The organism is Corynebacterium hesseae (genome assembly GCF_037850265.1).
GTDB classification, from domain to species: Bacteria; Actinomycetota; Actinomycetes; order Mycobacteriales; family Mycobacteriaceae; genus Corynebacterium; species Corynebacterium hesseae.
The window spans coordinates 786034-809815 of record NZ_CP137211.1 but is presented as its reverse complement, the minus strand read 5'-3'; the positions used below and the strand labels follow the sequence as shown (position 1 = coordinate 809815).

Annotated in this window: 26 protein-coding genes and 1 other RNA gene; 12 read left to right on the top strand and 15 right to left on the bottom strand. The window is 62.2% G+C overall.

The window, feature by feature from the left end; translation table 11 throughout:
• Window positions 1-205: 205 nt before the first annotated feature.
• Together R3O64_RS03845 and R3O64_RS03840 are read right to left on the bottom strand one after the other, a co-directional pair.
• Window positions 206-679: a GNAT family N-acetyltransferase gene (locus R3O64_RS03845; protein ID WP_255365831.1), complete on the bottom strand. Its 474-nt coding sequence runs from the start codon at window positions 677-679 to the stop codon at window positions 206-208.
• A gap of 193 nt (window positions 680-872) precedes the next feature.
• Window positions 873-1523, bottom strand: coding sequence for a DJ-1/PfpI family protein (locus R3O64_RS03840; RefSeq protein ID WP_284848418.1), 651 nt, complete (start codon window positions 1521-1523; stop codon window positions 873-875).
• Window positions 1524-1725: 202 nt separating this feature from the next.
• Between R3O64_RS03840 and R3O64_RS03835 the strand changes: the two genes are divergently transcribed.
• Entirely contained in the window at window positions 1726-2793 is a 1068-nt protein-coding gene (locus tag R3O64_RS03835; RefSeq protein ID WP_239249692.1) for an LLM class flavin-dependent oxidoreductase, read from the top strand.
• Window positions 2794-2851: 58 nt separating this feature from the next.
• Here the strand turns inward: R3O64_RS03835 and ssrA are convergent.
• Window positions 2852-3231: a transfer-messenger RNA gene (gene ssrA, locus R3O64_RS03830) on the bottom strand.
• Window positions 3232-3442: 211 nt separating this feature from the next.
• Between ssrA and R3O64_RS03825 the strand changes: the two genes are divergently transcribed.
• On the top strand, window positions 3443-4714 hold the full coding sequence (locus R3O64_RS03825; RefSeq protein WP_070563543.1) for a septum formation initiator: 1272 nt from the start codon (window positions 3443-3445) through the stop codon (window positions 4712-4714).
• Here the strand turns inward: R3O64_RS03825 and R3O64_RS03820 are convergent.
• From R3O64_RS03820 to prfB, 5 genes are read right to left on the bottom strand one after another with little or no spacing between them, the layout of a single operon-like run.
• Entirely contained in the window at window positions 4711-5067 is a 357-nt protein-coding gene (locus R3O64_RS03820; RefSeq protein WP_102234029.1) for a DUF488 domain-containing protein, read from the bottom strand. The two genes, R3O64_RS03825 and R3O64_RS03820, sit on opposite strands and share 4 nt — an antisense overlap.
• 10 nt (window positions 5068-5077) lie before the next feature.
• Window positions 5078-5581, bottom strand: coding sequence for an SsrA-binding protein SmpB (gene smpB, locus R3O64_RS03815; RefSeq protein ID WP_070524672.1), 504 nt, complete (start codon window positions 5579-5581; stop codon window positions 5078-5080).
• A 54-nt stretch (window positions 5582-5635) separates the two neighbouring features.
• Window positions 5636-6538: a permease-like cell division protein FtsX gene (gene ftsX / locus R3O64_RS03810; protein WP_269948998.1), complete on the bottom strand. Its 903-nt coding sequence runs from the start codon at window positions 6536-6538 to the stop codon at window positions 5636-5638.
• On the bottom strand, window positions 6539-7228 hold the full coding sequence (ftsE, locus tag R3O64_RS03805; protein ID WP_070524676.1) for a cell division ATP-binding protein FtsE: 690 nt from the start codon (window positions 7226-7228) through the stop codon (window positions 6539-6541).
• A 33-nt stretch (window positions 7229-7261) separates the two neighbouring features.
• Entirely contained in the window at window positions 7262-8368 is a 1107-nt protein-coding gene (gene prfB, locus R3O64_RS03800) for a peptide chain release factor 2 (RefSeq protein WP_070524678.1), read from the bottom strand.
• A 69-nt stretch (window positions 8369-8437) separates the two neighbouring features.
• Between prfB and R3O64_RS03795 the strand changes: the two genes are divergently transcribed.
• Together R3O64_RS03795 and hisN are read left to right on the top strand one after the other, a co-directional pair.
• The gene (locus R3O64_RS03795) at window positions 8438-9265 is read left to right on the top strand and encodes an inositol monophosphatase family protein (protein WP_070524681.1); all 828 of its coding nucleotides are present in this window, start codon (window positions 8438-8440) and stop codon (window positions 9263-9265) included.
• Window positions 9258-10031 carry a histidinol-phosphatase gene (gene hisN, locus R3O64_RS03790; RefSeq protein WP_070524683.1) on the top strand — a complete coding sequence of 258 codons (774 nt, stop codon included), beginning with the start codon at window positions 9258-9260 and terminating at the stop codon, window positions 10029-10031. Before R3O64_RS03795 ends, hisN begins: the two co-directional genes overlap by 8 nt.
• A 176-nt stretch (window positions 10032-10207) precedes the next feature.
• Here hisN and R3O64_RS03785 read toward each other — a convergent pair whose 3' ends face one another.
• The gene (locus tag R3O64_RS03785; RefSeq protein WP_102234041.1) at window positions 10208-11410 is read right to left on the bottom strand and encodes a S1 family peptidase; all 1203 of its coding nucleotides are present in this window, start codon (window positions 11408-11410) and stop codon (window positions 10208-10210) included.
• Between the two features lie 189 nt (window positions 11411-11599).
• On the opposite strand from R3O64_RS03785, the gene R3O64_RS03780 reads away from it, so the two are divergent.
• Together R3O64_RS03780 and R3O64_RS03775 are read left to right on the top strand one after the other, a co-directional pair.
• Entirely contained in the window at window positions 11600-12028 is a 429-nt protein-coding gene (locus tag R3O64_RS03780) for an NUDIX domain-containing protein (RefSeq protein WP_070624450.1), read from the top strand.
• Window positions 12029-12053: 25 nt separating this feature from the next.
• A complete protein-coding gene (locus tag R3O64_RS03775) occupies window positions 12054-12254 on the top strand; it encodes a hypothetical protein (RefSeq protein WP_339017320.1) in 201 nt (66 codons plus the stop codon).
• Between the two features lie 191 nt (window positions 12255-12445).
• Here the strand turns inward: R3O64_RS03775 and R3O64_RS03770 are convergent, their stop codons facing one another.
• Window positions 12446-12598 carry a hypothetical protein gene (locus R3O64_RS03770; RefSeq protein ID WP_227485943.1) on the bottom strand — a complete coding sequence of 51 codons (153 nt, stop codon included), beginning with the start codon at window positions 12596-12598 and terminating at the stop codon, window positions 12446-12448.
• A 126-nt stretch (window positions 12599-12724) separates the two neighbouring features.
• On the opposite strand from R3O64_RS03770, the gene R3O64_RS03765 reads away from it, so the two are divergent.
• The 6 genes from R3O64_RS03765 (at window position 12725) to R3O64_RS03740 (ending at window position 18765) form a co-directional block, all read left to right on the top strand.
• Window positions 12725-13828 (top strand): FecCD family ABC transporter permease, encoded by a 1104-nt coding sequence (locus R3O64_RS03765; protein WP_070596551.1) that lies wholly within the window; start codon window positions 12725-12727, stop codon window positions 13826-13828.
• Entirely contained in the window at window positions 13828-14871 is a 1044-nt protein-coding gene (locus tag R3O64_RS03760; RefSeq protein WP_010189115.1) for a FecCD family ABC transporter permease, read from the top strand. Before R3O64_RS03765 ends, R3O64_RS03760 begins: the two co-directional genes overlap by 1 nt.
• A gap of 6 nt (window positions 14872-14877) precedes the next feature.
• Window positions 14878-15789: an iron-siderophore ABC transporter substrate-binding protein gene (locus tag R3O64_RS03755; RefSeq protein WP_070684175.1), complete on the top strand. Its 912-nt coding sequence runs from the start codon at window positions 14878-14880 to the stop codon at window positions 15787-15789.
• Window positions 15789-16571, top strand: a complete 783-nt coding sequence (locus tag R3O64_RS03750; protein ID WP_010189119.1) for an ABC transporter ATP-binding protein — start codon at window positions 15789-15791, stop codon at window positions 16569-16571. Before R3O64_RS03755 ends, R3O64_RS03750 begins: the two co-directional genes overlap by 1 nt.
• A gap of 196 nt (window positions 16572-16767) precedes the next feature.
• Window positions 16768-17484 carry a DUF4232 domain-containing protein gene (locus tag R3O64_RS03745; RefSeq protein WP_070684173.1) on the top strand — a complete coding sequence of 239 codons (717 nt, stop codon included), beginning with the start codon at window positions 16768-16770 and terminating at the stop codon, window positions 17482-17484.
• Window positions 17485-17586: 102 nt separating this feature from the next.
• Window positions 17587-18765: a hypothetical protein gene (locus R3O64_RS03740; protein ID WP_246816535.1), complete on the top strand. Its 1179-nt coding sequence runs from the start codon at window positions 17587-17589 to the stop codon at window positions 18763-18765.
• Here the strand turns inward: R3O64_RS03740 and R3O64_RS03735 are convergent.
• The 5 genes from R3O64_RS03735 to R3O64_RS03715 form a co-directional block, all read right to left on the bottom strand.
• Window positions 18762-19148: a hypothetical protein gene (locus R3O64_RS03735; protein ID WP_070684169.1), complete on the bottom strand. Its 387-nt coding sequence runs from the start codon at window positions 19146-19148 to the stop codon at window positions 18762-18764. The two genes, R3O64_RS03740 and R3O64_RS03735, sit on opposite strands and share 4 nt — an antisense overlap.
• Before the next feature lie 366 nt (window positions 19149-19514).
• Entirely contained in the window at window positions 19515-21611 is a 2097-nt protein-coding gene (locus tag R3O64_RS03730; protein WP_070597336.1) for a siderophore-interacting protein, read from the bottom strand.
• Window positions 21612-21685: 74 nt separating this feature from the next.
• On the bottom strand, window positions 21686-21955 hold the full coding sequence (locus R3O64_RS03725; RefSeq protein ID WP_143335455.1) for a hypothetical protein: 270 nt from the start codon (window positions 21953-21955) through the stop codon (window positions 21686-21688).
• A 128-nt stretch (window positions 21956-22083) separates the two neighbouring features.
• The gene (locus R3O64_RS03720; RefSeq protein ID WP_070597334.1) at window positions 22084-23091 is read right to left on the bottom strand and encodes an ABC transporter substrate-binding protein; all 1008 of its coding nucleotides are present in this window, start codon (window positions 23089-23091) and stop codon (window positions 22084-22086) included.
• Between the two features lie 211 nt (window positions 23092-23302).
• On the bottom strand, window positions 23303-23743 hold the full coding sequence (locus tag R3O64_RS03715) for a hypothetical protein (RefSeq protein WP_339017319.1): 441 nt from the start codon (window positions 23741-23743) through the stop codon (window positions 23303-23305).
• Window positions 23744-23782: the final 39 nt, after the last annotated feature.

The following is a 23782-nucleotide window of genomic DNA, read 5'->3' as shown; positions in this document are numbered from 1 at the left end:
TTCTTCGTCACATTTTCCCGGCCAGCCGTCCTCCGCTTTCGCCCCGCGCCCCTACACCCCTCACGGGATTCTCATTACGCTCACTGCAAATAGCGCCCCAAAATCGACGCCGTTTTTAGCCCCTTATCTACCGTGAACAACACTGAGAGGTGTCCATTAGCCCTGAGTTGGCAATGATGCTCGCTTTTCACGATTTTGTTGGAGACTATCTGCGCTCCCAACGGACTTCGCCGTCAACGACCTGTGCCGTGGGGCTCATCCCTGCATAGGCAGCGACATGCTGTGAGGCTAAGTGCTCGGGATGGATATGAGCGATGAGATGCGTAATGCCTCGCTCCGCAAGATAAGCGCTAAGCAGTTTCACGGCTTCCTTGGCGTATCCATGCCCCTGCCACTGTTTCCCAATCACCCATGCGATCTCCGTCGCATCACCGCTGCGGGGCACAGTCGCCTGGACGTAACCTATCGGTTGCTTACTCGAACCGAGGGTGACGATGAGATTGATCCATTCTTCGGTACCGTCGCTCGAGCCGCCTCGGGTTTGGAACGCGTACCGTCGCGCAAGCTCATCAGCAGAAGGCGGCTCACCACCCGTAAACGTGTACAGGGCACGGCTGGAAAGCACAGTAGCCATCTCGGTAGCATCCTCGACACGAAGCGGCCTTAAGTCGATAGGCATCTTTATCGCCATAGTTCACCACGCAAGATTTGATCAGTCACTAGAACATTAACGCTTCTGCTGACGACGAAGTTCCGAGCGCCCTCTCACCAAGAGCGCTTTTCACCCATCGCTACACTCACGGTAAATAGTGGCCCAAAATCGACCGTTTTTAGCACCTTATCTACCGTGAGCGTCGTCGGCTTCCCAGACGTCACTCCCCGCATTCAGCGTCGTCAACGCTCGAGGGCACCAGCCCATAAAGCCGGGCGAAAGGATCCCACTCGCAATCGCGATGCGGCTCGAATTCCGCAAAGTTGGCAGCGTCGATGGCAACAGCTTCGGAGCTGAGGTACTCAATGAGTGCGACCGTCATATCCATCCCCGCCGCCACGCCTGAGGAAGTCCACCGATTACGGTCCTGCACCCACCGCGCCTTGGGCTTCCAAATCACGGACTCCCCGAAGGAGCTCGCCCACGCAAAGGCACGCTTGTTGCTCGTCGCGGCGTAGCCTTCCAAAAGCCCCGCTGCCGCCAAGACCGCAGAACCCGTGCACACGGAGGCAACCCACGGTGCTTGTGCGCCCAACCCACGAAGCCACGACAGAAAAGATTCGTCCCCTACGAGCTGCCGGGTTCCTTTACCGCCGGGAACGAGGAGAGCGTCGGTCAGCCCAATCTGCCCATAAGAAATCGTCGGCACCACTTCCACGCCCTGCGAGCTTGCAACTGGCTCGCCCGTCGGCCCGGCGAAAACCACGGTGATGTCAGGCACCGCTTGAAGCAGCTGGACGGGTCCGAAGACGTCGAGAAGCTCAAAGCCTTCAAACAAGACGACAGCGATGCGGAGAGATTCGGTATCCATGCGGCCATCCTAAAGCAGGCCCTATGAGCACGGACGAGCATCTGGGACCCGGGTTCAATTCCCGGCGGCTCCACACACGAAGAGACCCCAGATAGAACGCTTTCTAACTGGGGATTTTGGCGGAGCAGCCTTAGACCGTGACAATCTGCTGATGGGGCGCTACCCTGGTTGTTGATACGTCACCAATAGGAGTGTTTAGCCAATGAAAGCATTCGGATTCTTAAGCTTCGGACACTACGCCTTCGGCGGCCAGCGTGGACCGTCCGCCGAAAAAGTCGCGAAGATCCACCTGGAAATCGCCCAGGCTGCAGATGAGATCGGCGTGAACAACGCGTCTTTCCGCGTCCACCACTTCGTACCGCAAGCCTCAGCCCCCATGCCGCTACTCGGCGCAGTCGCCGCCACCACCAAGAACATCGAGGTGGGTACCGGCGTGATCGACATGCGCTACGAAAACCCACTTTACCTCGCCGAAGAGGCCGCCTCCCTCTACCAGCTCTCCGGCGGCCGCGTGGCCCTGGGTGTCTCTCGCGGCGCCCCGGAGGTTGCCGAGCGCGGTTGGGAGGCTTTCGGCTACAAGGGCGAGGCCCCCAACGGCGCGGACGTGGCGCGCGACCACCTCGAGGCGTTCATGGCCGCGGTGGACGGCAACGGGTTTGCCACCGCCGCACCCCTAGACCGCCAGTACCCAAATATGTTTCAGCCAGGCTCCACCCTCCCCGTCTTCCCCACGGCATCTGAGCTGCGCAAGCACATCTTCTACGGCTCCGGCACTCACACTTCGGCAGAGCAGACCGCGAAGGACGGGCTGAACTTGATGTCTTCCACCCTGGTTTCCGAGACCACCGCCGCGACCTTGGGTGAGATCCAGGCGGACCAGATCAGCCGCTACCGTGCCACATGGAAGGAAGCGGGCCACGACTGGACCCCGCGCGTGTCCGTCTCCCGTTCCATCTTCCCCATCGTGGACGGCGCCGATATGCAGCGTTTCGTCATGCACGCCTCCGGCTCCGACCAAGTAGGCGTGCTGCCCGACGCCGGCGCTTCCACATTCGGCCGCACGTATGCCGCCGAGCCTGACAAGCTCATCGAGCAGCTCAAGGCCGACTCGGCCGTGATGTCCGCCGACACCCTGCTGATCACCATCCCGACCGGCATGGGTGTGGACGTCAACGTGAAGATTCTCGAAAACTTCGCAACCCATGTCGCCCCTGCGCTGGGCTGGCAGCCAAATACCGAGGGCCCGGTCACCGGTTACCCGATCGACTAATCCGCCCCCTTCACACAAGAAACCCGCTGGCCGTTATGGCCAGCGGGTTTGCTGCTATTTGTGGAGCCGCCGGGAATTGAACCCGGGTCCTTCGTCACCTCGCCAGGGCTTCTCCGTGCGCAGTCTGCACAGGATCTCTACTCGGCCCTCCGGCTCGGGCAAACTCGCTCCGGATGATGGGCCCAGTTGCTCTTAAAGTCCCCAACCGGCCGAACAACAAACCGGTCAGGCAAGTTCCCTAGTCGATGCCAGGATCTAGGTCAGGAACCAAACCTAGGCTGACAGACACGCGTCGCTGAAATTAGGCAGCGAGGGCGTAGTCACGCTGAGAGTTCTTCTCTGCGTTTATTAGTTGCTACGACGCTTAACGGTGGTCTCTAGCCTGCACCGGCACGCTTCCCCTGGCTCAATGTACGAAGTCGAAACCATGTCGACCCCTCGATTACACATTGCTGTGAAAGCTGCGCAGCACGCGCCTTTGCGCGCCCTACGGTTCGTTCAACGCTACTGCACCCGCCCCTATTCCCGCAAGCTTCACCCCAGGCCACGTGAGGCATAGCTTTCATAAGCACCCCCTTGTGATTAACATCAACTTAAACGCTGTTAAGGTGTGTGAGTCCTATTCACCTACTTTGTTAAAGGCTGCAAAGTGAGCGCAACCACCGAAACCTCTAGCTCCCAAGAAACCGCCCACCATCAAGCGAGCAATACCGAATGGGCCATCTCCCTCTTTGGTACCGCCGTGGGCGCCGGCATTTTGTTCCTTCCCATCAACGCCGGCAGCTTCGGCTTCTGGCCGCTACTCGTGGCAACCATCCTGATCGGCCCGATGACGTACTTCTCCCACCGCGGGCTCGCCCGCATGATTTGTGCGTCGCCACGCCAGGGTGAGGACATCACCGCGGTGGTCACGGACTACTTCGGCAAAAGCGCAGGATTTATCATCTCGGTGGTTTATTTCTGCGCAATTTTCCCCATCGTCCTCATTTATGGCGTTTCGATCACCAATACGGTTGATAGTTTCATCGTCAACCAGCTACACGGGCCCTCGGTTCCGCGTCCTCTATTGTCGTTCCTCCTCGTGGGCATCATGACCATCGTCTTCACCTTTGGCCAACGCATGGTGCTCGCCGTCACGCAGTTCCTGGTGTATCCGCTGATCTTCTGTCTCGGCGCGCTGTCCATTTATCTCATCCCGCGCTGGGATATCGCCTCCTTCATGGAAGTTGGCAACAATGATTGGCGCGTCGTCGGTGCTGTCGCCCTCATCATCCCCGTGTTGGTTTTCTCCTTTAACCACTCCCCCGCCATCTCTCAGTTTTCCTTGGCTATGGTCGCTGCACACGGCCGCGAGAAGAGCTCCGAGAATGCGTCGCGCGCGCTGGCGCTGACAGCGATTCTGCTCACCGTGTTCACCATGTTCTTCGTGTGGTCGTGCACCCTCACGCTCGGTGCAGACGGGCTCGCGGAGGCCCGCGAGCAGAACCTGCCGGTCTTGTCCTACTTGGCCAACGTCACCGGCGTTCCGGTCTTGGCCTTCCTTTCCCCCATCATCGCGATGATCGCCATCATCTCCTCCTACTTCGGCCACGTGTTGGGGGCCACCGAGGGCGGCAACTTCCTGCTGCGCAGCGCCGCACCGCACGCTACGGCGAAGCTCTCGGAAAAGCAGCTCAATTCCATCATGCACGGCATCATCTTCGTGGCCGCGTGGGTTGTCGCGATCATCGATCCATCGATCCTGGGGCTTATCGAAGCCATCGGTGGCCCCTTCATCGCCTCGATCCTCTACCTGCTGCCGATGTATGCCATCCACCGCATCGATGCTCTCAAGCAATTCCGCGGCCGCCCCAGCAACGTGTTCGTCGTCGTCACGGGCCTCATCGCCGTAGGCGCCACCATTTGGGGACTATTCGCCTAGCTCTCCTCTAACCACGCCTTCAACACAGTGGCGTGGTTGACCTCGCGGTCCTTGGCAGCAAAGAGGAGGGTGACGTCGCCAAGCTCAGCAAGGTGGCGCAGTTGTTCCAGCTCCTCGCTGTCATTCGCGTCGAGCTCCGCGCGGTAACGCCGGGCAAACTCTTCGAAAGCATCGACATCGTGCCCCCACCACTTACGCAACCCCGGACTGGGCGCGACATCCTTGAACCAGTGGTCATAGGGCAGGCGCTCCTTGGCCACGCCACGGGGCCAGAGCTTATCGACGAGCACCGCTACCCCACGCGGTTGCTCCTCGCCCCGAATAACGTCATGAACCTTGGCCGTATAAATCATGGCTCCCAGGTTAGGCGTTGATCCCCTTGACGCGGCGACCCAGCTCGCGGGTAATGTCGCGGTCCTGGTCACGGCGCTTAATTGCTTCACGCTTGTCATAGTCCTGTTTACCCTTGGCCAGGCCGAGTTCACACTTGGCGCGTCCGTCCTTCAGGTAGACCTTGAGCGGGATCAGGGTCTTGTTGCCGTCGCGCACCTGCCCCATGAGTTTGTCTATCTCCCTGCGGTGCAAGAGAAGCTTACGCGTGCGCTTGGGCGAGTGATTCGTCCACGTTCCCTGGGAGTACTCCGGGATGTGGAGATTGCGGATGTAGACTTCGCCGTCGTCAATAGTGGCGAAGGCATCCGCCAGGGAAATCTTGCCTTCGCGCATCGATTTGATTTCGGTGCCCACGAGCACCATGCCGCATTCCAGGGTGTCGAGGATGGTGTAGTCGTGGCGGGCACGTCGGTTGGTGGCCAGGGTCGAGTTATTGTCGACGGCCGCCTTTTTCTTCTTTGCCTTCTTCGCCATAGTTCGGACTATATTACGCTACTGCCAGGCAAAATCCACATCGCCCCTGCAGCTCTAGGTCCGCACGTAGGCGCGCATCGTTACCTGTGCGGTCAGCGCAGCACACACAATTGCCACAAGCCCGACGATGGGCAGCGCCGTCCAGACGTCCCCAGAGGTCACCGGGGCTAGAAGCTGGTTGTGGTACAGGTCGTTGAGGGCGGGATCGAGCACGGTGTTCTTGCCCAGGATGACGCCAATACCGGCGAGGACAACGCCGCCGACAGCACCGAGGACTGCTTCCATGATGAAGGGCGCGTGAGTAACCCACCGCGAGGCACCGACGATGCGCATAATCGCGGTCTCTCGCTGACGCTGATAGGCGGCGATCTGCACCATGTTCGCAATCAACATGATGGCTGCAAGCGCCATGACCGCGGCAAGGATGAAGGTGGCATTCCGGATGGCGTCCAAGTTGCCAGCGGCGCTGCGAACCTCCTCCTGCTGGTCGACGATGTCGCTGACAGCAGGGTCGGAAGCAATGGTGTCGATAGGCGCGGTATCCGTCGGGTCCTTCAACCGCACGTGGAAGGCAGCCGGCAGCGCATCCGGGGAGGTTTCCTCAACCATGACCGGATCGGTGTCCTTGAACAGCTCCACGAAGCGCTGATAGGAATCCTCGCGGTTGCGGTAGCTCACGGACTCAATGTCCTCATCCGCTTCCAGTTTCTTCTTCAGCCCGGCACACGCGGCATCCTTACACTCCGGATCGTTGGCTGAAATCTCCTCATTGAGCTGGACCATGACCTCGACACGCTCGAGGTAGATGTCCTTGGTGTCATTGGTCATCTGGGTGACCAAGACGCCGGCCACCACCAACGCCACCGAAATGGCGGTGGTAATCACCATGGCGATAGTCATGGTGATGTTGCGCCCGAGCCCCTTAAAGGCTTCCCTGAAAACAAAGCCTAGATTCACCTAGACCGCCTCCCCGTACATTGCGTTCTTCTCGTCACGCACGAGCGTGCCGTTGTGCAGCTCGATGACGCGCTGGCGGGCCTCGTTGACCGCGCGCGCGTTGTGCGTCGACATCACCACTGTGGTTCCGTGGCGATTGATCTTGGTGAGCAAGGCCATGATCTCCGCGGCAGTGGAGGGATCGAGGTTGCCCGTGGGTTCGTCGGCAAGCAGCAGCTTGGGGCGGTTGACAAAGGCCCTCGCAATCGCTACGCGCTGCTGCTCGCCACCGGAAAGCTCGTGCGGCATGCGGTGCTGCTTGGCGCCTAGGCCGACCATGTCGAGGACCTCGGGCACTTGCTTGGCAATCCGCGCCTTGCGTTTGCCGATGACCTCGAGGGCAAAGGCGACGTTGTCGTAGACGTTGAGCTTAGGCAGGAGCCGGAAATCCTGGAAGACGTAGCCGATGGATTGGCGCAGGCTATTGACCTCGCGGCCTTTCAACGTGTTGACGTGGAAGTCCCCGAAGTAGATGTCTCCCGAGCTCACATTGGTTTCGCGCACCATGAGCTGGAGGAAGGTCGACTTGCCGGAGCCGGACGGGCCGATGAGGAAGACGAATTCGCCGTCCTCAATCTCAAAGGACACGTTGTCCAGCGCGGGCCTAGTGGAGGTCGGATAGACCTTGGACACATTCTCGAAAGTGATCACTTAAGCCACATTAGCAACATTTGCCACTCGGGCCTAGGCCTCCTGCTGCGCCATGCGCCACCGGATTCCGGATTCCAGGAAGCCATCGATATCTCCGTCCAAGACCTTGGAGGGATCCCCTACCTCGTAATTCGTCCGCAGATCCTTGACCATCTGGTACGGATGCAGCACATAAGAGCGCATCTGGTTGCCCCAGGATGCATTGCCACCGGCGCCCAGCGCATCAAGCTCCGCGCGCTCCTCCTGACGCTTGCGCTCCAACAGCTTCGCCTGCAGCACGCGCATGGCAGAGGCCTTGTTCTGGATCTGGGACTTCTCATTCTGACAGGTCACCACGATTCCCGTCGGGATGTGTGTCAGGCGCACCGCCGAGTCCGTCGTATTCACGGACTGACCACCAGGACCCGAAGAGCGGTAGACATCCACGCGCACCTCCGAATCCGGAACCTCGATGGAGTCAGTCTGCTCCACCACCGGCAGCACCTCCACCTCCGCGAAGGAGGTCTGGCGGCGGCCTTGGTTATCAAAAGGCGAGATGCGCACGAGGCGGTGCGCACCCTGTTCCACGGAGAGCTGGCCATACATGTATTCGCCGTGCACCACGAAGGTGGCAGACTTGATACCGGCCTCTTCGGCATAGGAAATGTCATAGACATCGACCTTGTGTCCGTGCTTTTCCGCCCAGCGCGTGTACATACGCATGAGCATCTCCGCCCAGTCCGCCGCATCCACGCCCCCCGCGCCGGAGCGGATGTTGATGACGGCCTCGCGCTCGTCATACTCGCCGGAGAGCATCGTAGTTACCTCAAGCGCCTCGATGGCCGCGCCAAGCTCTTTCAGTTCTGTGTCCACGAGTTCCTTGGAGGCTTCATCGCCCTCCTCCTCCGCCAGCTCGGACATGACCGGAAGGTCCTCGATCCGCCCCCGCAGGGAATTCAGCTTGCGCAGTTTTGCCTGCTGCGCTGAGAGCTCCGAGGTCACCTTCTGCGCATGGTCTGGGTCGTCCCACAGCGACGGATCCCCCGCCTGAGCCTCGAGTTCGCGCACGCGCTCGGACACCGCCTCCGGGTCCATCACCTTTTCAATGGAGGTCAAAGTGGCGCTGAGTTCCTCAAGACGAGCTGTTTGTTCCGGACGCATAACCCCCTACTTTACTTATTCTTTCTCCCTGATTAGCCATCGGCCGCGTTTAGCGCGACAATAGGCGGCATGAGTGACCAGCCAAGCCTCACCGAGATGATCGATGCCATCATCAAAACCTTCATCGTCGCCCACGCGGACGATACCGATGCCCACCTAGCACAGGCCCTTGTCTATAACGCAGGCCGCCTGGCCTGGCGCCTGCGCGAGCAGGGTGTCGACGTAGAGCAAAAGACCTCCGTCTCCGATGTCGTCACCGATGCGGACTTCGCCGCCGAGCGTTTCGTCGCCGGCGTGCTCGAAGCCCTGCGCGGCGAGGACGGCATCGTGGGCGAGGAGGGCGCCAACCGCGACTCGGCCTCCGGCCGGACCTGGGTCATCGATCCCGTCGATGGCACCTACAACTTCGCCTCGGGCGCCGATTACTGGTGCTCTGCGCTCGCGCTTGTCGACGCTGAAGGAGTCATCCTCGGCGCCGTCCACCGCCCCGCCATGGGCTACACGTGGTTTGGTGGCCGTGACTTCCCCACCAGCCTGGATGGCAAGGACGTCACCAAGCTCACCGACGCCCCCGCCGACAAGCTGTGCTTGTCGACGTACCTGCACCCCACCTCCATCACGGATCCCGCCATCGCCTCCGCTTGGGAGAAGGTGGCCCCGCACTTTGCCACCGTGCGCATGCTAGGCGCAGGGTCCGTGGACCTCTCCTGCGTGGCGGATGGCACGTGGGGAGCATGGATGCAGCATTCCGTGAAGGATTGGGATTGGTATCCGGGCCAAGCGCTGGTGCTCGCAGCAGGCGGCGCGGCGCGCAAGGTTGAAGCCGGCGGTGTGGAATGGTGTATCGCGGGCAATAAACAGGTAGTTGATCAGATGGAGGAATGGCTCCGTGGGTAAGTACAAAGAAGACCTCGGCTTGGCCTTGGAGATGGCCGGGCATGCGGATGCCATCACGATGCACCGCTTTGAGGCAGCAGACCTGTCAGTCAAGGAGAAGCCGGACATGACTCCGGTATGCGACGCCGACCTGGCCTGCGAAAAGGCCATCCGCGAGGCGCTGAAACGCTCACGCCCGCGCGATGAAGTTCTGGGCGAAGAATTCGGCGGCGAGGCCTGCTTCGAGGGCCGCCAGTGGGTTATCGATCCCATCGATGGCACGAAGAATTTCGTGCGCGGCGTCCCCGTCTGGGCCACGCTGATCTCACTACTGGAGGACGGCGAGCCGGTGGTTTCCGTCATTTCTGCCCCGGCCCTGCGCCGCCGCTGGTATGCGGCCAAGGGGGGCGGCGCCTACCGTGTCTTCGGCGGGGAGCCCAAGCGCCTTCGCGTCTCCGAGGTCTCCGACTTGGCGGATGCCTCCCTTGCTATGAGTTCCTTGTCCGGTTGGGGCTCAAGCCGCGATGCTTTCGTGTCCTTGACGGACAAGGTATGGCGTCTGCGCGGCTACGGCGACTTCTGGAATTACTGCCTCGTGGCCGAGGGTGCCGTCGACATCGCCGCCGAACCCGAGGTCTCCTTGTGGGACTTGGCCGCTCCGGCGCTCCTCGTCACCGAGGCCGGTGGCCGCTTCACCAACGTTCGCGGTGAAGATGGGCCCCACGGCGGCTCAGCGCTTGCCTCCAACGGCAAGCTTCATGACGTCGCCCTCTCCGCCCTCTCCTAACTCCCCTGCGGCACCGCAGCGCGGCGCCGCACGCCAGCGTCATTCCCCAGCGTCGCGCCCGGTGACGCTTCGATCAAATAAGGCCCCAGATCTTTAAAGATCTGGGGCACTATTTGTTAGAAACGTACTCTCCCGGCCACGCGCCCACGGCTCCGTGACCGGTTTCGCAGTGGTGGTTAGTTCTCCGGAAGCGCGAAACCGGAACCTACGCCCTCGCGGCGGTTCAGATCCGCGATGATGGCATCGGTGTTAGACACAACCGTGGGGTTGTGCAGCGCGCCCTGCCACGGAGTGTGGCACGACGGCAACCCCGGAATCAGGCCGCGGGATACCGAGCCGACGATGCGGCCGTTGCGGAAGACCGGAGCGCCGGAGTCTCCAACCATGGCGCACACCTGGTTGACGGTGACGCGCTCGGTGTGCTGGAAGGTCATGCCACAGGTACGGCCGGTGGCCACGCCGCTCTTGCAGGTGATATCGCCCGGCTGGGTGGTGCCACCAACCCCATTAGCGGTCACGCCGTTGTAGCTACGGGACACCTCGGCCTTGGAGCCGAACTCGATGAGCGAATAATCCAGCTGCTCATTCTTTGACACCACGGTGCCGGTCGGGCCAACCTGCCAGGAGTCTGCCGAAGAGACCGGATCGCCGACATTTCCGCAGTGACCAGCGGTAATACCGACTTTGCGGCCTTCCGCATCGGTGCCGGCTGCCGTCAGCGTGCACATGGTGTCCTCATGGATGTAGAGCGGGGTACCCGGGCCGTAGAGGGATTTACCCTCGGTCATCGCGACATTGGATTCCTCAGGAATCTGGGGCGCGTCATAGTAGGAACCAGGCACTCGGTGCAGGACATAGTCCGCCTGCGGTTTACCGGCAGCGATCTTGGAAAACAGGTCATTCTTCCACGCATAGTTCGGATCAGTGCCCTGTGGCACGAATTCCGGCTGCGTGGCCTCCTCCAGCAATCCGATGGGGGCAGGATTCGTCAGCGGTTCACCCGTTTTGGCGTCGACACCAGCGTAGTCCTGCGGTGCTGCCGGAACCGGTAACTGGGTATCCAGGTTCGCTTGCCCCGCAAGGCGCTGCGCCGCAGGGGAATTCACGGCCCCAGCAACCGCCTGGGACGCATCCTTCGACGCCGCTGCGGCGGCGCCGTTGACTGTTGAATCGACGGAGTCTGTCAGCTCCTTGTCCACGGGCATGGTCTCAATGCCCACGGACTGCAGATCCTCGCGTACCTGATCAACAAAACCTGCCGAATCAATCTCCGGGATTGTGGGGAGTTCCTGGGCACCCGCCGCTGGGTTACCCAGGAAGAACGCACCTGTGAAAGCCGAGCCCACGAGGACTTTCTTAAGGTGCGGAATTTTTCGCATATTGAGCAATTCCTCTTTCACTTCTTCTCGTAATGGTCTATAAGACTTCCCCTATGATGGCACGTGCCATGGACGGCCGTTTTCTAACGTGTGTGACTGTGTCCAACCCGTTACATTACTGACAGTTTTCGGGTGCCCCCTCTCTTTCTTCACCGCTCTCCGCACCCCGCGCAGACCTACTATGGAGGCATGTCTGAGACCTCCACTTCGCCCTCATCTCCCGCAGACATTACTGAAATCGTAGCCGTTATCCTCCGCGATAATCACGGTCGCGTTCTCGTCCTCCGCGCCACCTCTACCCCAGAATTCGTCCTGCCTTTCGGCTCCATCGATGACACGATCAACCCCGCCAAGGCCGCCCAGCTCATCGCCCACGAGGCCGTGCGCGCCGCGGTCGACATATCGAAGCTTCGCCGCCTGGCCACGTATATCTCACCGGCGGCTAACAGCGCCCCACACAACATCCACGCACACGTCTATGTCTACGAGGAAGAAATCTCCGTCGCGCATCCAGACAAGGAGATTGCGGAGCTAGCGTGGGTCGATCCCGCTGCCCCGGATGTCGACATCGCCCCTTTGCTCAAGGAGCGCGTATTCCCCGCTTTGCAAGAACTCTAAAAGCTCAACGCCTAGACTCCGCACCATGACTACACAGCGACTACTCCCCGTTCTCGCCGCATCCCTCGCTCTAGTGCTCACCGGCTGCGTCACCGACGACAGCACTGATGGCACGCTTTCCGCTGTCTCCCCCCACCGCTCAAGCTGGGTGGAGCGATCCGTCAGCCAGTTGTCTCCACCCTCCGGGATGCCCACGACCGGCGCGATGGCCGACAGTGTGTCGTAGCGCTCTCGATCGCCCGAGGAACGAACGTCGAGGATGAGGATAAGGTCCGGCTGCACGCCGAGCGAGAGCGCCACCTCGGCGTCGCCCCAGCCCAGGGCCACGATGCGCCGCAGGGCCTCCTCGACGGTGACGTCACCGAACTTGGTGGCCACTGTGACCGGATAGGCCGCGGCGTCGCCGTCAGCCGATGCCTACTGCGCCAACGATGCCGACGATGCCGCCACCGAGTTGTCGGCCGCACCGGAATCGGGGTCCGACGAGCATGCGGCCGCACCCCAGCCGACAAGGGCGAGCGACAGGAATACCGCGGCCGAGCGACGAGTGCGGGAAGTCCGCAGAGGCATAAAAGGCCTGTCGAATTGAGAAAAGATAGCCTAACCAACATTAGGTGAACCTATCTCAAGCCGACGAACCTCCAGCAAGGAGAGACAATTCACGTACATCGTCGAAATAAGGTTATCCTTACCTACATGACATCGACGACTCTGCCGACACCGGCCGCGGGCACCCCGCGCGCCGCGGGCCACAGCAGACGACTCCTCGGCCTAGCCCTCCTCGTGGCCACACTCGTCGCCCTCGTCTTCGCCAGCCTGGCACTGGGCGCCAAGGCGACCTCCATCTCAGAGCTCACCCAGGCCTGGCCCACCGCCTGGGAGATCCTGCGCGGGCACACCGACACCGCCCAGGCCGCCGGCACCGTGGGCAGCAGCGTCGCCGAGATCGCCGGAATCCTTGCCACCATGCGCATCCCGCGCACCGTGCTCGCCATCGTCGTCGGAGCTGCGCTCGGACTAGCCGGCACACTCGTTCAAGGCCTGACCCGCAACCCGCTCGCGGACCCTGGACTACTCGGCATCAATGCGGGCGCCGCACTCTTCGTCTCGGCGGGCATCTTCCTCTTCGGACTGACGTCCATGCAGTCGCACCTTTTCCTCGCCTTCCTCGGCGCGGGCCTGGCGGCGCTGCTCGTCTTCGGGCTCTCCGCCGGCGGCATCGGTCGCGGCGACACCCTGGGCCTCGTCCTCGCGGGTTCCGCCCTGTCCGCCGTCCTCGCGGCGGCCACGTCGGCCATCGTCTACATCGATCCCAACGCGCTCGACACCCTCCGCTTCTGGCAAGCGGGGTCCGTCACCGGACGCGGCTTCGACATCATCACCCCTGCGCTCGTGCCGCTCGCCATCGGCGCGGTACTAGCGCTGGCGCTGGGCCCGACGCTCAACATCCTCAATCTGGGCGCGGAGGCCGCGCAGGCGCTGGGCACCAACGTTGCCCGCGCCAATATCCTGGGCTTCGTGGCCATCACCCTGCTGGCCGGCGCGGCCACGGCAGCCGCGGGCCCCATCGGCTTCATCGGTCTCGTGGTGCCCCACGTCGCCCGCGGCATCACCGGCCCGGACTACAAGTGGGTGACCCCCTACTCCGCGCTGGCGGGCGCCTGCCTGTTGCTCGGCGCCGACATCGTGGGCCGCCTCATCATGCGCCCCGGCGAGCTCCAGGCGGGCATCGTCATCGCGCTGCTCGGCGGGCCGGCGTTTATCTGGCTCGTCCGGCACCGAACGGTGGTGAGCCTGTAATGAAGTACCTCAGCCTCGGAAAGTTCAGCTTCCTCTACCACCCGCGCACGCAAGCCTGGACCGCGGCCATCGTGGTCGCGAGCGCGCTCGTGTGGGTCATCAGCCTCGGCATCGGCGAATTCCCCCTTAACCCCGCCGAGGTCATCGGCGTTCTGGCGGGCGGCGGAAACAAACTCGAGCGCACCGTCGTCATCGACTGGCGCCTGGCCCGCTCGCTCGTGGGTCTAGCCGTCGGCGCCGCGCTGGGGCTCTCCGGCGCCATCACGCAGCGCATCGCCCGCAACGGCCTGGCCAGCCCGGACATCCTGGGCATCAACCAGGGCGCCACCGTGGCGGCCGTGGCCATCATGGTCTTCGGAGGATCTGCCGGGGCCGGCGGGGCGTTCGGCGCCTACGTCGGCATCCCGCTCGCCGCCATGGCCGGCGGTCTCGCCACCGGCGCGGCCATCTGGATGCTGTCCCGGCGCGGCAGGGTGGATATGTTCCGCCTCGTCCTCGTGGGCATCGGCGGCAACGCCTTCCTCCACGCCCTGGTCACGTACATGTTGGCCGCCACAGATCTCAACACCGCGGCCGCGGCCAAGGTGTGGATGGTCGGCTCGCTCAACGGCTGCACCTTCGAGCACCTATGGCCCACCCTGGGCATGCTCGTGGTGTGTGGCCTAGTGCTAGCCCGCATCGCCATCGATCTGCCCGCGCTGGAGCTCGGCGAGGATTCCGCCCAAGCCCTCGGCGCCCCCTTGAAGAAGATCAACGCGGCACTGCTCATCGTCTCAGTTCTACTGGCCGCGGTGACCGTCTCCGCCGTGGGCCCGGTGGGCTTCGTGGCCTTCGTCGCCCCGCAGATCTCCGCGCGCCTGGCGCGGGTCGGGGCGCCGCCCCTGGGGACATCGGCGGCCATGGGCGCAATCATCGTGTGCGTGTCCGACCTCATCGCCCGCTGTGCCTTCGGCTGGGAGATCCCGGTGGGCATCATCACCTCGGTCATCGGCGGACCTTTCCTCATCTGGCTGCTCTGGCAGCAAACTCGAACACGAAAGTAGACGACCATGCAACGACGTAACTTCCTCAAGATCACCGCTGGCCTCGGCGTCGCCGCCTTCGCTGCGGCCTGCTCCAAACAGGAGACTGCGCCGAGCGAGCAGGCGGCCACCTCCGCGGCATCGTCCAGCGCCGCCGAGCAGCACCAGCGCGTGATCGCGCTCAACACCGGCCAGCTGGACAACCTCCTCATGCTGCGCATTCTCCCGGTGGGCGCGGCCAAGGCCAAGAACCTGGGCGTCGTCCCGGACTACATCCGCAACCGCTTCGGCTCCGACTTCGATCTGGACTCCATCGCGGACTGCGGCCTACGCGCCAACCCGGATCTGGAGACCATCGCCTCCCTGAAGCCCACCCTCATCTGCGCTAACTCGCGTACGGACGAGGCCATCCTGGAGCAGCTCAAGGCCATCGCGCCCGTCGTCACCGGTAAGGGCGGCGGCGAGAACTGGAAGCAGGACCTCCTCACCATCGCCGAGGCCGTGGGCAAGAAGGACTCCGCCGAGCCCCTCCTGGCCGAGTACGAGTCCAACGCCAAAGCCTGGGGCGAGGGCCTATCCTCCAAGCCCACCGTCTCCTTCCTGCGTTCCAAGGAAGACCAGTTCCAGCTCTACGGGGTCAACTCCATGGCGGGCTCCGTGGCCGCCGATGCCGGCCTGCCCCGCCCCGCCAACCAAAAGCAGATTGAGAAGGCTGGCCAGGACATCTCCGCCGAGCAGCTCTCCGAGGCCGACGCCGACTGGATCTTCTACGGCGTCAACGCCGGCGCCGCCGACCCCTCGCAGGCCGCCACATGGCACTCTCTCAAGGCAGTGCAGGCCAACCAGGCCGTGTCCGTGGACTACGAGTCCTGGTACATGAACGCGTCCCTGCTCTCGGCCACCATCATCCTCCAGGGTCTGAAGGACAACATCAGGTAATGAACGCTCGACTTTCCGCGCACTCCGTCTCCGTCGGTTATGGCGATACCGTCATCAGCCGCGACGTCACACTCGACATCCCCGACGGCCAGGTCACCACGCTCATCGGCGCCAACGGCTGCGGCAAGTCGACCCTCCTGCGCGGCCTGTCCCACTTGCTCCCACTGTCGGCGGGCTCCGTCACCCTCGACGGGAAGAAGCTGGGTGACTACTCCTCCCGGGAGCTAGCCACGCGCTTGTCGATGCTCCCCCAGTCCCCCATCACCCCTGCCGGCGTCACCGTCGCAGACCTCGTGGCCCGCGGCAGGCACCCGCACCAGTCCTGGCTGCAGCAGTGGTCCGCCTCCCACTCCGCCGCCGTGGACGAGGCCATGGCGCTCACCAACGTCTTTCAGCTGCGCGACCGCCCCGTGGACTCCCTGTCCGGCGGCCAGCGCCAGCGCGTGTGGATAGCCATGGTCCTGGCTCAGGACACCGACATCGTCTTCCTCGACGAGCCCACCACCTACCTGGACCTGGCGCACTCCATCGACGTCCTCGAGCTCGTCTCCACGCTCAATAAGGAACAGGGCAAGACCATCGTCATGGTGCTCCACGATCTCAACCTAGCCGCCCGCTACTCGGACAACCTCGTCCTCATGAAGGACGGCTCCGTCACGGCCCTGGGCTCGCCCGAGTCCACCATCACGCCGCAGGCCCTGCGCGACGTCTTCGGACTGGACTCCCGCGTCATCGAGGACCCCGTCACCGGCGGGCCGCTCATCGTGCCGGAGCGCCCATAAGCCCCGTCGTTCCCTGCGTTTTTCGATCATGGGAAAGGCGGCGGGAGTTCATCATGTTCACACTTTCAGTCACAGGACGGCTACTGCACACTGTGTGACACATTCTGCGAATCGTTGCTCATTGCTAGCAAAGACTTAACAGACTCGTGACCAGTAATCTCTAGTCCCCGTCGTGCTGTGAAACTACCCTGTGGGTATGAAGAATCTGCGCGCACTCCTGTCCCTCAGCCTGCTGCTGCCACTCGCCGCGTGTTCCGCCAGCGAGGAGGACTCTGCGGCACCGTCGGCAGTCACGACCACCGTCGTTCACTCGGCCGACGCCCCTGCGGGTGACGATGCCGCCGACGGCACTGTCGGTGCTGGCGGTACTGGCGGTGCTGACGCCGCCGATACCGCCACGGCCGACGACGTTGCTTCCGGGGCCGCTCCCGGCGCGTCCGGCACCGCACCAGCCCCAGCATCCTCCACTATCCCGCCCTTGCCCGAGGGCGCCTGCGCCACCTCCCAGCTCTCCACCGAGATCACCAACGAACAGGGAGCCGCTGGCTCCCGACTCGTCGACATCGTGCTGACCAATACCTCTGACGAGGAGTGCACCCTCACGGGCTTCCCCGGCGTCTCCGCCGTCACCAGCAACGACGGCACTCAACTAGGCCCCGCCGCGCTGCGTGAGACCGGCACCGAAGCTGCCACCGTGACGCTGGCGCCAGGGGCCCAGGCCCGCGCGGGGCTCAAGATCACCAACGTGGGATTGCTCGACGCGGCGGCCTGCCAACCGCAGGACGCCGATGGCCTGCGGATCTATCCGCCCGAAAACACCGACAGCCTCTATGTCGCAGTGCCGGGCCTGCAGGCCTGCGCGGGCGAGGTCGACATCTTGTCTGTCCAGCCCATCACTCAGCTCTCCCCGTAAATCATTTCGATCTCCTAACAATTTCCAGCCGGTGATAGGACTCGGCTTCGCGCTTCGTTAGTCTCGGCCACGAGTTCGCCCCTCGGACGAAGGACATACACCATGACCACTCTCCCTGTCCTCCTGCCCCAACGCACCGCGCGTGCCGCAGTAGCGGCGGCATCAGCAGCCGCGCTCGTTGCGTCCTGCTCCCTCCCCGACACTCGGCGCGAGGCAGCCCCGTCGGAATCCGCAGTGGCACCTGACTTGAGCGCGGCGACCGAGTCTGCCTCCAACCCACCAGCGACCTCGAGCACTTCCTCACGCGCGACTCGCAGCAGCACCAGCCCAGCTACGTCGAGCAGGGCGGCATCGACACGCAACTGGCCCGTATCCTTGGCCGAAGAAAGCTGCGACCCGAACGCCGGAGTCGCCGACTCCGGAGTCGGCGAATTCGTTGACAAAGGCGAAGCACCAACGGCCATCGTTCATTTCCTGTTGACGGAGGAGCCTGAACGCGGAGCACCTCTCAAAGACTTCAAAGTCACCCAAGATTCTTTCGATGCGTGCGAGCCCCTGAGCTACATCATTGCCTCCGGCAACTACGAGGGCGAACAAGTGGTCTTCTCCATCGTTTTCAACTGGGGCCACCCGCTCAATGACAGCAATGGGTACTTCTCCGGCGACGGCTTCGACTTCACCATTGGCAGCGACTCCGTAAGTTTCACTACGGGCGATACTCCCGCACATGAGGCAGGCAAGCCAGTGAGCGTGACATTTACCGCGATGGACTTCGGAGCACTCAAGACCGAGCTCAACGCAGAAGACAAACACCACATCGGAATCGACCTCACCCATCTGAACGACGCCGTCGATCCGGCCGACCTCGACGAGTTCTACGAATTCGACACCAATAGCGGCCCCGTCCGCTGCCGCTTCTCCATCAGCGAAAGTGAATGCGACTTCCTCGACGGTGAGTTTTCCCCCGCGGAAGCCATGAACGGACCAAGCAACTACTTCCTCAAAACCCATGGCGAAACGGAAGTCGACCTCGCCACCTTCAGAGACGACTCCAAAGACTTCCTGTCCGACAAGAAATTTGAAAAGGTCGGCGACGGCACTTACGAGGCCGGCACCTTGGGTCACCCCATCCAGGCGGAGCTCAAAGACGGCACTCTGACCCTCTACTTCCCCGACGGCGCCTACGTCTTCGAGGACGGCGTCCTCGACTTCTTCAACGAGGATGACCTGGAGGCGGGTACCATGCGCTCGGCGGCAACGTCCTCTGCCCGCGCGGATTAGCCCTCGATGTCGCGCAAGTAACGGGCCGACACCCCGCCCGCAATAGTGCGCAGCGCGACGTCCTTAGTCACCACCATGCCCGCGGCCACGACCGCATGCTCCCCTTTGTGGATGCCACCTTGATCCTGGAAACGCGCGCCCGAGTTGATGACAACGTTTTCCCGATGTGCGTGTTGCTGCCAAACAGGCTGGATACCTAGCGCGAGCAAGGTATCGCTGTCTCCTAGGCCAACTGCGGCGATGCGCTCGTTCTCATTGCCCTCAATATTTGACGCCGAGGAATCCTCGCCTCGGGAGCAACCGGAAAGGACGAGAGTGGATGCTGCTAAGACAGCGGCCGTCTTCATTGCCGCGCGACGGGTCAGCGAATTGTTTCGAAACATATAAAAGCCTAACGTGTAGGGAGCTCATTGGGGTGCGGTGAAGGCCATCGGACGCACGGGGTGTTGATCGATCCTCGAGCGCGCGTCAATCACGTCTACCGCGTCTACCCCGCATGGGGCAGCCTAACTAGATAAAGGATAGGCTAAGTTAATTATTCCGGGGGGTGTGTGGCTGCCGATATGGAGGCAGCTCAGCCGCTAGGGGCCAGCCGACAGGCGCTCCCAGCCGAAGGGGTGGGACCCCAGCCGATAGGAAGGCTCCCAGCGGAAGGGGGGATCCCGGCCGACAGGGGGCACTTTAGAAACGGTTTAGCAAACCACCGAACGTCCGCCGCTCCTCCACACGCTTCGCCCGACCACCGGCAGTTACCTACCTCCCCTCCCCACCTCGAACAGCTGGGCACTCCACCCCACCGGCTGCTTCGAACGCACTACCGCACCCACGGCAGCCAGGTGCTTCGCAATCACACGGGCCGTGGGCAGCTGCGATCCATACAGAACGAGGCGTGATAAATCTTCCTGGTAGTCATGATCCTCGGCCCCACTTTCCTGCAACACTGGGGTCACCAGGAACAGCTGCGCCCCAGAACGTAGTACGGCAGCTACCAGCTGCTGCAACTCTATAGTTGGCCAACGTCGCCACGGATCAACCAGCACCACAGCATCTACCTGCTCGCACAAAGTAGCCACTGTGCCAGCCCAATCCGCCCGGCGCGCATCCCCACCGCTACGCCCAACCGTTGGAGCGTGCAGTGCACTATAGCGAGCACGATCCCGGCGGCGTGGAGCAATATCGCGCAGCATAACCTCCTCTGCGCTGGCCCCAGGCTCCGTCATCGCTGCAGTTGCTGCACCTACTGAGATCCTTGCGTCATCCTCTGCCTCCGAAAACGACCCCAACACCACGGCGTTTGCCTGCGGTATCTTACGTAGAATCTCATCCGCATACACCGCCGCGGCCGGACCTCCCACCGCGCATCGAAGCGAGCCAGCATCCTGTCGCGCTAGTAGCTTGCTGCTCAGAATCTCCGCTGCGGCCGGGGCCGACCACTGAGCACTGGAGGCCGCCTGTTCGTGTTCCTCCACGGCCAGTTGTGGCTGGGTTTGCACAATGTAGTCCCAGCGGTGCTCGCCGGTATCAGCCGGATTCTGCAGTGCCTGCCCTAGCCGGCCAAGTGCTGCGGTCTTGGCGGCCGCCGGCCCGGTAATCCAATCCCTTACTGGAGAATCCGGGTTTGCCAACTCGCTGCCCAGCGCAGTGAGGCCGATTCGAACCGCCCGTTGGTCCGCCACATCCTCCGATGAGCTATCCAGTGCTACATCCGCCGACAACGTCACTAACCCCACTGCCTCCAGGTAACGCGCAATCCGGAGAGCCAGCTCCTGCTGCACGCCAGTTGCTTCGGCCAGTTGATCCACTCGATCCGCGCCCTCATCAATCAGGCCGAAAATCCCCATCCCTACGGCTTGGCGCACAAGAATCGCCGACCCCATTTCGGTGAGTTCATGCAGCTCAACCAGCGCATTACGGTAGCTCGTCACAGCCCCTGTCTCCGCCCCCTCACTGTCGCCCTGCAACGGAGTGCCCGTAACCTGCCCCGCACTCTCAGCCTGCGTAGCCGTCGCCCCTGCTTCCGATTGCGCCGGTGCCATTGCGCGCCAGTACCCCGTAATCTCCACGTTTTCCCGCGGAATCCCCAGAGCTCGAACCCAGCGTCGGATCGCCTTCAATCGCCCGGCCTCTCCCGCAGCCCATACATAGGGCATCGCAGCGGGCTCGGCCGCCCACTCTGGGTGTTCTCCGTACAACTCGGTAGCTTTCGCCACGAAGTCCCCGCCCTCGTCTCGCACCTGCCAGTGAATGTCCACCTGTGCTTCGAACTCCAGTCGCTGGACATGTGCCCGCGTGGCTACCTCAATAATCGCCACTGCCCTATACCCGGCGGGCAAAGACTCTATACAGCGAGCAATCGCCGGCAGCGCCGTCTCGTCGCCCACCATCAGTAGCCACGGAGTGTGGGTGGGCAGCGCTGCGCAAGACTTCGGCCCTGCGATATACAGGGGATCTCCCGGTCGAGCTCGTGCGGACCAGTCCTCGGCCAGGCCTTGGCCATGCCGCGCGAAGTCTACGACGAGACGGCCCTGGGAGGCGTCGAATGAACGGACGGTATATGTCCGAAACAGATCTTTGACTTCCTCTTGCCATAGCACCGTCGCGTCCTCCCGTGTGATGGGGTGAGGGCGCTCCCCGGTGGCCGGGTCTGGGAAGATGATGCGGATATCGTCGTCGAAACCATCGCTGACTAGCGGTGGTGCGTCTACGCCGAACGCACTATGGGCGCGTAGTTGTTCGCCCGTCAGAGTAATGCGACGCATCCCTGGTGTGATGTCCTCGATGTCATCGACCTGCAGTTCGCGGATCGTAATGGGGTAGATTTCCCTGTCTCGGCTATTCCTCGCCATGGTCATTCCTTTCTCGTTTCTGGGTTGGCGGTGTGCGGTGAGTCGGTGTGCGTAGGGTCAGTATGTGGGTTGGTTTAGTGGATTGGGACGGTGTGTAGCGGGTCAGTGCGGTGGATCGGCATGCGGTTGGTCGGCATGCGCAGGGTCGATGCCTCTCGCCTCGGGTGCTGGCCGGTCAGCCGAACTCTTGTCCAGCACCGCGGTGCCCACTGCTGAAAAACGTTCTTCCAGCCATCGACTTTCACCAGCTGCGCATGCGTAAGTTCAAGTTCGCTCACCCGCACCGGATACGCCCCCGGACGGCGCCTCCACGCAGCAGCCGGATCCCACTGCGCAGAAGACAAGCAAAGTTCCTTGCGGGTCGGCGGGCGGCAGCGGGGAGGCGAGTGAGCGAACAAGAAAGGGCATAAGAAAACACCCCACGCTGCCACACCGGGCGACACACTCGCGAGGGGTGCTGGAGAAAAAGAGACTAAGAGAGCTTTTTCAAGGTAGGCTTGACCTGCTCCAATACCCATGCACGGGACAGGGAGGTCGGCGTGTTCAGGCCGGCAACCACAGCCTCGTTACCCGCCAGGGTGGCGCCGGACTTGACCTGCGGCAGGTCTGAGTAGCCCGGGATCTTCTCCACCTCCGCGATGTCACCGGTGCGGTTATAGATCACCATGAAGTCCGCAGCCAGGGCGGAGACGTTTTCTGGCGACAGAGTCACGCGCCCCTGCTTTACCTCAATAGAGCCGTCGGTCAGAGGTTCCGGGAATTTCATACCCAGGTCGTAGATGAAAGAGGCTCCTGGGTCCTTCGGGTCGGCCACAGCTCCAAAGGATCCCTGAGCGAACTGGGAGACCACACCGGTCTTACCCTCGATATTCGGCAGCTCGGACTTCGCATCGGTGAAGACCTTCTCATCCTGGTCGATGACTTCTTGAGCTTTATCTTCCTTGTTGAAGATCTTGCCGAGCTCCTTCAGCTGCGACTTCCAGCCGATCCCCTCACCCTCGGTGCCAATACCACCCAGAGTGGGCGCGATCTCGGAGAGCTGTGTGTAGTTATCCTCGGAGATCGTCCAGTAGTCCCCGACGATGAAATCCGGAGCAGCGGCAGCGATCTCTTCCTTCGGCAGAGTCTTGAAATCGGCCTGCTTGATAATCTCCACGCCGTCCAACTTGCCGTCGCGCCACGGGGCATTCATGTCCTTAGCAGACACCACCACGGCGGAGGGCTTGATGCCCATAGCCAGCAGGTTGTCGATGGCTGGACCAATGGCAACGACGCGCTCGGGGTTTACGGGGTATGTGTCTTCCCCCCTGGCGTGCTTGATGGTGACTTCGGAGGCATTATCACCGGAATTCGCTGCGGAGTTTGCGCCTGAGGAAGTATTTTCCGCCTTGCCATCTGTATCGGAGCTGCAGGCTCCCAACATCAGGGTAGTGGAGAGCACGGCGAGACTGAGCGCACGGACAACGATTGAGTTCTTCATCCTGAATGGGTTTCCATTTCACTAAACGAACAAGGTTAGGTAAGGCTACCATCACCCAGGGTAGGCTAACAAGGGTAATCCGAGACTTTTTAACTTAATTTGGATCGGGGAGGGCACGACGATCCAGCTTCCCATTACTGCTCAGCGGCAATGCCTGCAGAGCTGAAGCCATGTCCGACAACAACACGTCCAAACGGCCCCGGCTGAAACATCAACCCCGATTAAGACACCCGCGAGGTTGACTGTTCAGAAGACTGAAATGGTAGCGGTGTGGTGAGGGTCCACCGTCGAAAAGCGCGAAGCCATGCGCCAGACCAAAAACTGCAAGCAGCCCGTAGCGGCGGATGAGTACGCGCCGCGATTCTTTAATGGTGTAGCCCTTACGCTGCAGGCTCGCAGCAATGAGACCAATGCCGAATCCCAACAGCATGCAGAACATCGGCAGGCCTCGCACACGTACAAACATGCCGGTGAACACCGCGGCCGCGGTGTCCAGGGCGCTATCGGGACGCACACCACCCAGGGTGGAGCTAGGCCCCAAGGACCACTCGTTCACAACCCAACTCTGCACGGCGTTCGCCATGGCAATCCCCAAAAGCGCCGTGCCACGCGCTAAGTCAGGAACGATAAGTCGTTTCCGTTTCTCCTGCATACACCCTATTTTACTCTTCTCAAGCATCATCTAAGGGCG

What these genes read in the sequence shown, in the direction of transcription:
- R3O64_RS03845 (WP_255365831.1), bottom strand. Translation starts at nt 679, where the DNA reads ATGCCTATCGACTTAAGGCCGCTTCGTGTCGAGGATGCTACCGAGATG.
- R3O64_RS03840 (WP_284848418.1), bottom strand. Translation starts at nt 1,523, where the DNA reads ATGGATACCGAATCTCTCCGCATCGCTGTCGTCTTGTTTGAAGGCTTT.
- R3O64_RS03835 (WP_239249692.1), top strand. Translation starts at nt 1,726, where the DNA reads ATGAAAGCATTCGGATTCTTAAGCTTCGGACACTACGCCTTCGGCGGC.
- R3O64_RS03820 (WP_102234029.1), bottom strand. Translation starts at nt 5,067, where the DNA reads ATGATTTATACGGCCAAGGTTCATGACGTTATTCGGGGCGAGGAGCAA.
- smpB (WP_070524672.1), bottom strand. Translation starts at nt 5,581, where the DNA reads ATGGCGAAGAAGGCAAAGAAGAAAAAGGCGGCCGTCGACAATAACTCG.
- prfB (WP_070524678.1), bottom strand. Translation starts at nt 8,368, where the DNA reads ATGCGTCCGGAACAAACAGCTCGTCTTGAGGAACTCAGCGCCACTTTG.
- R3O64_RS03795 (WP_070524681.1), top strand. Translation starts at nt 8,438, where the DNA reads ATGAGTGACCAGCCAAGCCTCACCGAGATGATCGATGCCATCATCAAA.
- R3O64_RS03785 (WP_102234041.1), bottom strand. Translation starts at nt 11,410, where the DNA reads ATGCGAAAAATTCCGCACCTTAAGAAAGTCCTCGTGGGCTCGGCTTTC.
- R3O64_RS03780 (WP_070624450.1), top strand. Translation starts at nt 11,600, where the DNA reads ATGTCTGAGACCTCCACTTCGCCCTCATCTCCCGCAGACATTACTGAA.
- R3O64_RS03775 (WP_339017320.1), top strand. Translation starts at nt 12,054, where the DNA reads ATGACTACACAGCGACTACTCCCCGTTCTCGCCGCATCCCTCGCTCTA.
- R3O64_RS03770 (WP_227485943.1), bottom strand. Translation starts at nt 12,598, where the DNA reads ATGCCTCTGCGGACTTCCCGCACTCGTCGCTCGGCCGCGGTATTCCTG.
- R3O64_RS03765 (WP_070596551.1), top strand. Translation starts at nt 12,725, where the DNA reads ATGACATCGACGACTCTGCCGACACCGGCCGCGGGCACCCCGCGCGCC.
- R3O64_RS03760 (WP_010189115.1), top strand. Translation starts at nt 13,828, where the DNA reads ATGAAGTACCTCAGCCTCGGAAAGTTCAGCTTCCTCTACCACCCGCGC.
- R3O64_RS03755 (WP_070684175.1), top strand. Translation starts at nt 14,878, where the DNA reads ATGCAACGACGTAACTTCCTCAAGATCACCGCTGGCCTCGGCGTCGCC.
- R3O64_RS03750 (WP_010189119.1), top strand. Translation starts at nt 15,789, where the DNA reads ATGAACGCTCGACTTTCCGCGCACTCCGTCTCCGTCGGTTATGGCGAT.
- R3O64_RS03745 (WP_070684173.1), top strand. Translation starts at nt 16,768, where the DNA reads ATGAAGAATCTGCGCGCACTCCTGTCCCTCAGCCTGCTGCTGCCACTC.
- R3O64_RS03740 (WP_246816535.1), top strand. Translation starts at nt 17,587, where the DNA reads ATGACCACTCTCCCTGTCCTCCTGCCCCAACGCACCGCGCGTGCCGCA.
- R3O64_RS03735 (WP_070684169.1), bottom strand. Translation starts at nt 19,148, where the DNA reads ATGTTTCGAAACAATTCGCTGACCCGTCGCGCGGCAATGAAGACGGCC.
- R3O64_RS03730 (WP_070597336.1), bottom strand. Translation starts at nt 21,611, where the DNA reads ATGGCGAGGAATAGCCGAGACAGGGAAATCTACCCCATTACGATCCGC.
- R3O64_RS03720 (WP_070597334.1), bottom strand. Translation starts at nt 23,091, where the DNA reads ATGAAGAACTCAATCGTTGTCCGTGCGCTCAGTCTCGCCGTGCTCTCC.
- R3O64_RS03715 (WP_339017319.1), bottom strand. Translation starts at nt 23,743, where the DNA reads ATGCAGGAGAAACGGAAACGACTTATCGTTCCTGACTTAGCGCGTGGC.